The organism is Nakamurella sp. (genome assembly GCF_048594475.1).
In the GTDB taxonomy this organism is placed as follows: Bacteria; Actinomycetota; Actinomycetes; order Mycobacteriales; family Nakamurellaceae; genus Nakamurella.
Genome location: NZ_JBMDXT010000331.1, coordinates 20179 through 29092 on the forward strand (window position 1 = coordinate 20179; position 8914 = coordinate 29092).

General features: G+C 72.8%; 8 protein-coding genes. 4 read left to right on the forward strand and 4 right to left on the reverse strand.

Features of this window, described 5'->3' with window-relative positions; translation table 11 throughout:
• Window positions 1-720: a hypothetical protein gene (locus ACOJUF_RS15075; protein WP_420122646.1), complete on the reverse strand. Its 720-nt coding sequence runs from the start codon at window positions 718-720 to the stop codon at window positions 1-3.
• Between the two features lie 434 nt (window positions 721-1154).
• On the opposite strand from ACOJUF_RS15075, the gene ACOJUF_RS15080 reads away from it, so the two are divergent.
• Together ACOJUF_RS15080 and ACOJUF_RS15085 are read left to right on the forward strand one after the other, a co-directional pair.
• On the forward strand, window positions 1155-2114 hold the full coding sequence (locus tag ACOJUF_RS15080) for an L-lactate dehydrogenase (protein ID WP_420122647.1): 960 nt from the start codon (window positions 1155-1157) through the stop codon (window positions 2112-2114).
• A gap of 223 nt (window positions 2115-2337) precedes the next feature.
• Window positions 2338-3669 (forward strand): class I SAM-dependent methyltransferase, encoded by a 1332-nt coding sequence (locus tag ACOJUF_RS15085; protein WP_420122648.1) that lies wholly within the window; start codon window positions 2338-2340, stop codon window positions 3667-3669.
• Window positions 3670-3678: 9 nt separating this feature from the next.
• Here ACOJUF_RS15085 and ACOJUF_RS15090 read toward each other — a convergent pair whose 3' ends face one another.
• Window positions 3679-4707, reverse strand: a complete 1029-nt coding sequence (locus ACOJUF_RS15090) for an NAD(P)H-dependent glycerol-3-phosphate dehydrogenase (RefSeq protein WP_420122649.1) — start codon at window positions 4705-4707, stop codon at window positions 3679-3681.
• A 170-nt stretch (window positions 4708-4877) separates the two neighbouring features.
• Here ACOJUF_RS15090 and ACOJUF_RS15095 point away from each other — a divergent pair, with 170 nt between their 5' ends.
• Complete coding sequence (locus ACOJUF_RS15095; RefSeq protein WP_420122650.1) at window positions 4878-5762, forward strand: Fpg/Nei family DNA glycosylase; 885 nt, start codon at window positions 4878-4880, stop codon at window positions 5760-5762.
• Between the two features lie 109 nt (window positions 5763-5871).
• Here ACOJUF_RS15095 and ACOJUF_RS15100 read toward each other — a convergent pair whose 3' ends face one another.
• Together ACOJUF_RS15100 and sthA are read right to left on the reverse strand one after the other, a co-directional pair.
• A complete protein-coding gene (locus ACOJUF_RS15100) occupies window positions 5872-6462 on the reverse strand; it encodes a low molecular weight phosphatase family protein (RefSeq protein WP_420122651.1) in 591 nt (196 codons plus the stop codon).
• A gap of 149 nt (window positions 6463-6611) precedes the next feature.
• Complete coding sequence (gene sthA / locus ACOJUF_RS15105) at window positions 6612-8042, reverse strand: Si-specific NAD(P)(+) transhydrogenase (protein WP_420122652.1); 1431 nt, start codon at window positions 8040-8042, stop codon at window positions 6612-6614.
• Between the two features lie 157 nt (window positions 8043-8199).
• Between sthA and ACOJUF_RS15110 the strand changes: the two genes are divergently transcribed.
• Window positions 8200-8529, forward strand: a complete 330-nt coding sequence (locus ACOJUF_RS15110; protein ID WP_420122653.1) for a rhodanese-like domain-containing protein — start codon at window positions 8200-8202, stop codon at window positions 8527-8529.
• The last annotated feature ends 385 nt before the right edge of the window (window positions 8530-8914 follow it).

Consider the following 8914-nt stretch of genomic DNA (forward strand, 5'->3'; position numbering starts at 1 on the left):
TCATGCGGCTGTGCATTCCGAAATCTCGGCCCGCTCGGGGGCGAAGCGGGACGCCGTCAGGGCGACCCCCTCCTCGGTCAGCCGGGCCCACTGCTCGGGGTGGCTGAGCTCGCGGACGGTGGCCAGGTCCCACCACATCGGCACCGTCCGGTAGCGCTCGTCCGGGTACGGGATCGCCGGGATCATCGAGCTCGGCCGGGCCCCGGTGGTCTCCCAGCACGGGGCCGCGTGCTCGGCGACCGTGCACAGCGCGTACCGCGCCTGCATGACGCCCATGACGTGCGGGATGACCCGGGCCAGCGCCGCGGTCAGCGGTCGCCGCTGGGGGAAGTGGTCGTCCACCCAACCCGACTTCATCTCGACCACCCCGAGGGGCAGCCGCTCCTCGATCTCGCCCCAGAGCAGGGCCTCGCCGGGCTGGCCGGCCCACTCGACCAGGGCGTGGGCCTGGGCGGGTGAGGCGTAGCGGCCCTGGGCCCGCATGCCGCCCACGACCGTCCCGTCCGGGGCCTGGGCCACGATGAACAGCGTCGTGGTGGAGCCGTCGCGGATGGTCTCGTACTCGAGCACCGACTCCACGCCGTAGCGGCCGTAGCTGGTGATGGCGCCCGCCAGGTACTCCTCCCACAGCGCAGGTTGCGCATGCGGCGTCGCATAGACGAAGCGGCAGCCCGTTTGCAACTCGGTGTAACCGCTGGGGCTGCCGTCTCGTGCACGCAACGTAGCAACGATCTCTGCGTCCGCGCGGGCAAGCGGGTGTCGGCCATTCACGAGCTAGATACTAGTGCGCCAAACGAAAGTGTGGGCCATTCGGAGCAAGATTACCCGCGTGAGGCTTACCGGTGCGTAACGTAGCCGAATTGGCCTACGAAGGTAGTGGGATCCTGCTCCGGTCGAGTGATCGTGGGTCGGCCAAACCCTGGCATCTCGGACAAATAGGTCGACCGACGGTAGCGCCAACCGCGCCCGATCCAGCAGAGACGACTGGCTGAAAATCACCTGAACGGCGGCGCAAACTCGCCCAGGTAGGGATCAGACTGTGTGAATACTCTCAGTCGTGACCTGGGTCACTGAATCGCAACGGGCCGTCCGCCCGGGACGAGTCCGGACCTTCGACCCTGCCGGTCCGTGGTCGGCTGGATACGGTTTGTCCCATGACTGACATCTCTCTCCGCCGGAACAAGGTCGCGATCGTCGGCGCCGGTTCCGTCGGCGCGACCCTTGCGTACGCCTGCCTCATCCGCGGTGCCGCCCACGACGTCGTCCTGTACGACATGGCCAAGGCCAAGGTCGAGGCCGAGGTCCTGGACCTGCGCCACGGTCTGCAGTTCTGCCCGCCGGCCGACGTGGACGGCTCGGACGACGTGGCCGTCTGCGCCAACGCGGACGTCATCGCGATCACCGCCGGGGCCAAGCAGCGCCCGGGACAGACCCGGCTCGAGCTCGCCGGCGTGAACGTCGACATCTGCCGGGCGCTCGTCCCGCAGCTGCTCGCGGTGGCCCCGGACGCGGTCATCGTCATGGTGACCAACCCGGTCGACGTCCTCACCTACGCCGCCCTGAAGTTCTCCGGCCTGCCGAAGAACCGGGTGCTGGGCAGCGGCACCGTGCTCGACTCGGCCCGGCTGCGCGAGGTCATCGCCCGCAAGCTCGGCGTCGCCTCGCAGAGCGTGCACGCCTTCATCGCCGGCGAGCACGGTGACTCCGAGTTCCCGATGTGGAGCACGGCCAGCATCGGCACCGTGCCGGTGCAGGAGTTCGTGAGCCCGTCCGGGGCCCGGCTCGACGCCGACCAGGAGGCGCAGATCGCGCACGACGTGGTCAACGCCGCCTACGCGATCATCCAGGGCAAGGGGGCGACGAACTACGCCGTCGGACTGGCCGGGGCCCGGGTGATCGAGGCGATCCTGCGCGACGAGAACGGCGTGCTGCCGGTGTCGTCGCTGCTCGACGGCTTCCACGGGATCAGCGACGTCTGCCTGTCGCTGCCCACCCTGGTGAACAAGGACGGCGTCGGCGGAGTCCTGAACGTCCCGATGTCCGATCGTGAGGTCGACCTGCTCAAGGCGTCCGCCGCCGAGGTCAAGTCGGTCGCGTCCTCCCTGGGCCTCTGACCCCATTGTCGTTCCGGCCGGCCGGTCGGGCCCGCAAGAGGCGGGTCCGGCCGGCCGGTTCGTGTCGGTGGGAGGAATCCGTGGCGGTGGCCGGGGCGGTAGTCGAGCAGAATAGGTCCGCGCCCGACGGGGAAACCATCCGGCGGTCCGCCCGCGACGAACGACGATGGGCGGATCGACCGTGGTCCGTCCGGCCGTTCCGACGAGAAGGGATCCGCGTCCGATGGCTCTGCTCACGCCGACCCGCCGGCACCCCACCCCGTGGCCCGCCGCGGGCCTGTGGCCCGGCCTGTTCGACGTCCCGCGGCTGCCCGTGCACGCCGCGATCGCCCGCCGGCTCGCCGCCGCGGCCGTGCGCTCACTGCCGATGACCCTGCAGTTCCCCGACGGCACCCGGTGGGGCGCCGGCGGACCGACCCTGGAGCTGATCCGCCCGGACAGCTTCTTCACCCGCCTGGGGGCCGACGGCCTGATCGGGTTCGGCGAGGCGTGGATGACCGGGGACATGACCACCGGCGGGTGGCGGGTGTCGGCCGACCGGCCGGGCACCGACCTGCGCTCGCTCGACCCGGTACGGGTCAATGCCGCCACCGACGAGTTGGCCGACGTGCTGGAGGTGCTCGCCCACCGGATGTCGGTGCTGGTCCCGCGCCCGCTGCAGTCCATGCGCCGGATCTGGCAGCACCGGCTGCCGTCGGCCGAGGAGAACACGGTCACCGGGGCCCGGGACAACATCCACCGGCACTACGACCTGTCCAACGACCTGTTCGAGCTGTTCCTGGACCCGAGCCTGACCTACTCCGCGGCGTGGTTCGAGCCCGGCGACGATCTGCCGGCCGCCCAGCTGCGCAAGATCGACGCCATCCTGGACCTGGCCCGCGTGCGGCCCGGCATGCGGGTGCTGGAGATCGGTTCCGGGTGGGGTGCCCTGGCCATGCGCGCGGCCCGGGAGCGGGACGTGCACGTCACCACGCTGACCCTGTCCGAGGCGCAGCGGGAGCTCGCCCTTCGGCGGATCGCCGACGCCGGGCTGAGCGGGCGGATCGACGTTCTGCTGGAGGACTACCGCCAGCACGCCGCGCGGCAGGCCGGGTCCTACGACGCGGTGGTCAGCGTGGAGATGATCGAGGCGGTCGGCGAGGCCTACTGGCCCGACTACTTCGGGGCGATCGACCGCATGCTGGCCGACGGCGGGCGGCTGGGGCTCCAGGCCATCACCATGGCCCACGAGCGCCTGCTGGCCACCCGCAACGGCTACACCTGGGTGCACAAGTACGTGTTCCCCGGCGGCGCCCTGCCCTCGCTCACCGCGATCGACCAGGTGGTCACCGGGCACACCCGGTTGCGGATCCAGGAGACCCGGCGGCTGGGGCACTCGTACGTGCCGACCCTCGAGCAGTGGCGGCACGCATTCAACCGGCATCTGCCCGAGGTGCTCGACCTGGGCTTCGACGAGACGTTCGTCCGGATGTGGAACTTCTACCTGGCCTACTCCCAGGCCGGGTTCGCCGCGGACTACCTGGACGACCTGCAGATCGGCTTCGCCCGGCAGTGAGGCCGCCGCTCACCAGCTGGCGCCGTGCACCTCGTGCCCGGGCGCCTCGGTGAGCAGGCCGCGGTAGGCCCGTTCCGGGGTCGACCCGTGGTTGACCACGGCGTCCACCTCCCGGGCGATGGGCATCTCGACGCCGACGTCGGCGGCCACCTTGAGCACCACCGACGCCGTCTTGACCCCCTCGGCCACCTGCTTCATGCCGGCCAGGATCTCCGGCAGCGGCACGCCCTGGCCGATCAGTTCGCCCACGTGCCGGTTGCGGCTGTGCTTGCTCGTGCAGGTGACCACCAGGTCGCCCATGCCTGCCAGCCCGGCGAACGTCTCGGGCTGCCCGCCCACGGCGGTACCCAGCCGGGTCATCTCGCGCAGGGAGCGGGTGATCACCATCGCCCGGGTGTTGTCGCCGCTCCCGACGCCGTCGCCCATCCCGACCGCGATCGCGAACACGTTCTTCAGGGCCCCCGCGATCTCCACCCCGACGACGTCGGAGGAGGAGTAGATGCGGAAGTAGGTGGTCCGGAAGAGCTCGCCCAGCTGGGCGGCCAGGTGCGGGTCCGGCATCGCGATGACGGCGGCGGCCGCGTAGCCGGCCACCACCTCCCGGGCGATGTTGGGTCCGGCCAGCACGCCGGCCGGGTGGCCGGGCAGGACCTCGTCGACGATCTCGGTCATCCGCTTGCGGGTGCCCTGCTCCAACCCCTTGACCAGGCTGACCACCGGGGCCCACGGACGCAGGTGCGGGGCCAGGTCGTCCAGGGCGCCGCGGAACCCGTGCGAGGGCACCGCCATGATCAGGATGTCGGCCGGTTCGACGGCCTCCTGCAGATCGGTCGTGGCGGTCAGCGACGGGGTGAGGTCGAAGCCGGGCAGGTAGCGCTCGTTGGTGTGCCCGGTGTTGATCTGCTCGACCACCTCGGGGGAGCGGCCCCAGATGACGGTGGGGGAGTGCCGGGCCACGATCGAGGCCACGCTGGTCCCCCACGAGCCGGACCCGATGACCGCCACCCTCGGCTGCCGCCGCAGACTCGTGCGGGCCATCAGCGGATCCGGCGGGCGGCACCGGGCCCGGTGCGCGGGCCCTGGGTGGCGAGCTGCGTCATGCCCAGCAGTGTGGTGCAGTCCCCGCGGCCGTGCATCTCGCGGGGTGCCGGGGAACGCCGCCCGCCCGTCCGATGGTCGGGGCCGGCCCGGTCCGGCAGACTGGCCCCATGCCCGAGCTGCCCGAGGTCACCGCGCTCGCCGCGTTCCTCACCGAGCACGCCGGCGGGCGCACGATCACGGCGGTCACGGTGGCCTCGCTCAACGTGCTGACCACCTACGACCCGCCGGCGTCCGCCCTCGTCGGGCGCACCGTGACCGGGGCCGGCCGGCACGGCAAGTTCCTCGACCTGGTCACCGGACCCGGGCCCGCCATGCCGGACGGCGCGCCGGCCGAGCTGCATCTGCTGCTGCACCTGGCCCGGGCCGGGTGGCTGCGCTGGTCGGACGCGATCTCGCCGCGGCCGCCGAAGATGGGTGGCCCGATCTCGCTCCGGGTGGTGCTCGATTCGGGCGGCGGGTTCGACGTGACGGAGGCCGGCACGAAGAAGTCGGTGACGGCCGCGGTGGTCACCGACCCGCAGGCCGTGCCCGGGGTCGCCCGGCTCGGTCCCGACGCCCTCGATCTTGACCGGGCGGCGCTGGCGGCCGTGCTCACCGGCCAGACCGGGCGGATCAAGACGGTGCTGACCGACCAGCGCATCATCGCCGGCATCGGCAACGCCTACTCGGACGAGATCCTGCACACGGCGCGGCTCTCGCCCTACGCCACCGCCGGCCGGCTGAACCAGGACGAGCTGGACCGCCTGCACGAGGCCATGGCCATGGTGCTGACCGACGCGGTGGTGCGCTCGGTCGGCGGTCAGGCCGCCCGGCTCAAGGGCGAGAAGCGCACCGGCCTGCGCGTGCACGCCCGCACCGGCCTGCCCTGCCCGGTCTGCGGCGACGCGGTCGCCGAGGTGTCGTTCGCCGATCGGTCCTTCCAGTACTGCCCGACCTGCCAGACCGGCGGCCGCAAGCTGGCCGACCGGCGGCTGTCCCGCCTGGTCAAGTAGGCCGGCCGCGGCGGTCGGTCCGCTCGTCCGGCCGTGGCCGCGACGTCGTCGGGGTCGTCGGGTCGTCGGGGTTATCGGCGTGGTCGGCGTCGTCGGCGTGGTCGGGGCGTCAGGCCGGCGGGGTGGCCGGCCCCAGCGGTCGCAGGATGCGGTCGATCGCGTCCTGCAGCCGGTCCGCGCACAGTTCGAAGTCGGCCAGCGATCCACCCATCGGATCGGGCAGGTCCTCCTGGTCGCCCGGAACCGGCTGCAGCGAGGACCGGGCGAGCTTGGCCTCGGTCAGCAGCCACCGGCCCTGGTCCGCCGGATCCGCCGGCCGCGCGCCGGACGCCGGGGTGGGCACGGCGTCGACCAGCCGGGCGAACTGGCGGATGGTGAAGGCGCGTCCCATCGCGGCGGGCACGGCCGAGACGACGACGCCCCGCTGCCGCCGGGACGCCGTCAGCACCAGGTCGGCTGCGCCCACGAGCGCCCGGGACAGCGCCTGCGAGGTGTGCGGCTGGACGTGACCCAGCCGCCGGGTCAGCACGGTGGCGGCGTGCGGGTGGATGGGCCAGGGCCCGGGGATGCGGGTGCCGGCCGAGTCGACCGACCACCCCGCGCCGCCGAACCGGTCCGCCGACGCCTGCTGCAGCAGCTGCTCACCCATCGGCGAGCGGCAGTGATTGGCGGTACACACCATCAGCACGCGAAACGTCACCCGGCCCACCCCCACGCCCGCGGCGGCGTCCGCGCGCCGGCCTCGACGGCGCCGACCCTACCGGCAACCCCCGGCGCTGTCCGTTTCGGCCGAACAGTCGTGTCCGGTGCTCGGCCGCCTGCTCCGTGGGGGCGGGTGCGGCGGGACGGCTACTCGGGCAGCGGCCCGGAGGGCCCGGTCCCGGTCACCTTCGCGATCGCCCGCATCTTGTTGACCGCGTCGAGCGCGGCGACCTTGTACGACTCGGCCAGCGTCGGGTAGTTGAACACCGCATCGACCAGGTAGTCGACGGTCCCACCGCACCCCATCACGGTCTGCCCGATGTGCACCAGCTCGGTGGCGTTCGTGCCGAAGACGTGGACCCCGAGCAGTTCCCGCGATTCGGCGTGCACCAGCACCTTGAGCATCCCGTACGAATCACCCAGGATCGCCCCGCGGGCCAGCTCCCGGTACCGGGCGACGCCGACCTCGAAGGGCACCCGGTCGGCGGTCAGCTCCCCCTCGGTGCGCCCGACGAAGCTGATCTCCGGGATGGAGTAGATGCCGATGGGCTGCAGGTCGCCCAGCTTGCCGACCGGTTCGTCGAAGGCGTGGTAGGCCGCCCGCCGGCCCTGCTCCATCGAGGTCGCGGCCAGGGCGGGGAAGCCGATGACGTCGCCGACCGCGTAGATGTGCGACACCTCGGTCTGGAAGTTCTCGTTGACCTCGATCTTCCCGCGGTCGGAGGCCGGGACGCCGGCCGCCCGGACGTCGAGCTCGTCGGTGACGCCCTGCCGGCCGGCGGAGTACAGCACGGTGTCGGCCGGGATCTTCTTGCCGGACTCCAGCACCGTCAGCGTGCCGGCCGGGTGCTTCTGCACCTCGGCCACCGTCTCGGAGAACCGGAACGTCACCGCCAGGCTGCGCAGGTGGTACTTCAGGGCTTCGATGACCTCGTCGTCGCAGAAGGGCAGCATGGTCGGCCGGGACTCGACGACGGTGACCTTGGTGCCCAGCGCCGCGAACATGGAGGCGTACTCGATGCCGATGACGCCGGCTCCGACCACCACCATCGACGCCGGCACCCGCTGCATCCCCAGGATCTGGTCGGAGTCGACGATCGTCTCTCCGTCGAAGTCCACCGAGCCCGGCCGGGCCGGCTTCGTGCCGACCGCGATGACGATCTTGTCGCCGCGGATCGACCGGCCGGTGCCGTCCGCGGCGGTGACCCGGACGGTGTGCGGGTCGACGAACCGGGCGGTGCCCGGCACGACCGTGACGTGGTTGCGGGTCAGCTGGTTGCGGACCACGTCGACCTCCCGGTTCACCACATGGGCGATCCGGGCGGCCACGTCGCCGATGGTGATGTCGTCCTTGACCCGGTAGGCCTCGCCGTACAGCTCCCGCTGGCTCAGGCCGGTCAGGTAGAGCACGGCCTCACGCAGGGTCTTGGACGGGATGGTGCCGGTGTTGATGCAGACGCCGCCCATCATGTGGCCGCGGTCGACCACGGCGGCGCGACGACCGAGCTTGGCCGCAGCGATCGCCGCCTTCTGGCCGGCCGGTCCCGACCCGATGACGACCAGATCGAAGGTGTCCATGTCCTGCCCTTCACCGTCGCGACCCGGCGGCCCCGCCGCCGAGCCCTGCCATGCTGCGCGCGAGATGTACGGGCCAGGTGTCCGCCGTGTGAACAGTCCGGGCGACCGCCGGCCCGCTCCCGACCCCGCGGCCGGGCACCGGTGGAATCATGGCCGGGTGAGCGCTTCGATTCCAGAGGTCAGTATCGACCAGGTCCCGCCCGACGCCGTGCTGCTGGACGTGCGGGAGGACGACGAGTGGGCCGCCGGGCATGCCCCCGGCGCGGTCCACGTGCCGATGACCGAACTCGCCGATCGGTTGGACGACCTGCCCGACGGCAGCCCGGTCTACGTGATCTGCCGGTCCGGCGGCCGGTCGGCCCGGGTGACCGCCTACCTGAACCAGCAGGGCTGGGACTCGGTGAACGTGGCCGGCGGGATGGGGGCGTGGGCCCGGGCGGGCCGGCCGATGGAGGCCGACGGCGACGCCGCCCCTGAGGTCATCTGAGCGCCCGCGCATGACCGGTCAGAGCTCGTTCGCACCGCCGGCCCGGTCCGGACCGCCGGCCGGGTCCGCCCGCGGCTGGGGGTGCCCGCGGTGCGGGGCGCGTCAGAGCGACGGCGGATCCCGGTGCGCCCGGTGCGGTCTGCCCCGGCACCGGTGGATCGCCCACCCGCCACCGGGTGGCCCGCCCGCGACGGCCGCGCCGGCCCCGGCCCGGCCGTACACCGGGCCACCGAGCTACGGCACCCGGCCGCCGCGCTGGTCGTTCCCGCCGGTCGTCTGGCGGGAGGCCGAGCCGGCCGCCGGGCGGCGCGCGCCGGCCGCCCCCGCCCGGGTGGTGCGGCCCCCGGCCCCGCAGGGCGCCGCCACCGCCCGGGTCCCCCGGCGC

What these genes read in the sequence shown, in the direction of transcription:
- sthA (WP_420122652.1), bottom strand. Translation starts at nt 8,042, where the DNA reads ATGGACACCTTCGATCTGGTCGTCATCGGGTCGGGACCGGCCGGCCAG.
- ACOJUF_RS15080 (WP_420122647.1), top strand. Translation starts at nt 1,155, where the DNA reads ATGACTGACATCTCTCTCCGCCGGAACAAGGTCGCGATCGTCGGCGCC.
- ACOJUF_RS15085 (WP_420122648.1), top strand. Translation starts at nt 2,338, where the DNA reads ATGGCTCTGCTCACGCCGACCCGCCGGCACCCCACCCCGTGGCCCGCC.
- ACOJUF_RS15090 (WP_420122649.1), bottom strand. Translation starts at nt 4,707, where the DNA reads ATGGCCCGCACGAGTCTGCGGCGGCAGCCGAGGGTGGCGGTCATCGGG.
- ACOJUF_RS15095 (WP_420122650.1), top strand. Translation starts at nt 4,878, where the DNA reads ATGCCCGAGCTGCCCGAGGTCACCGCGCTCGCCGCGTTCCTCACCGAG.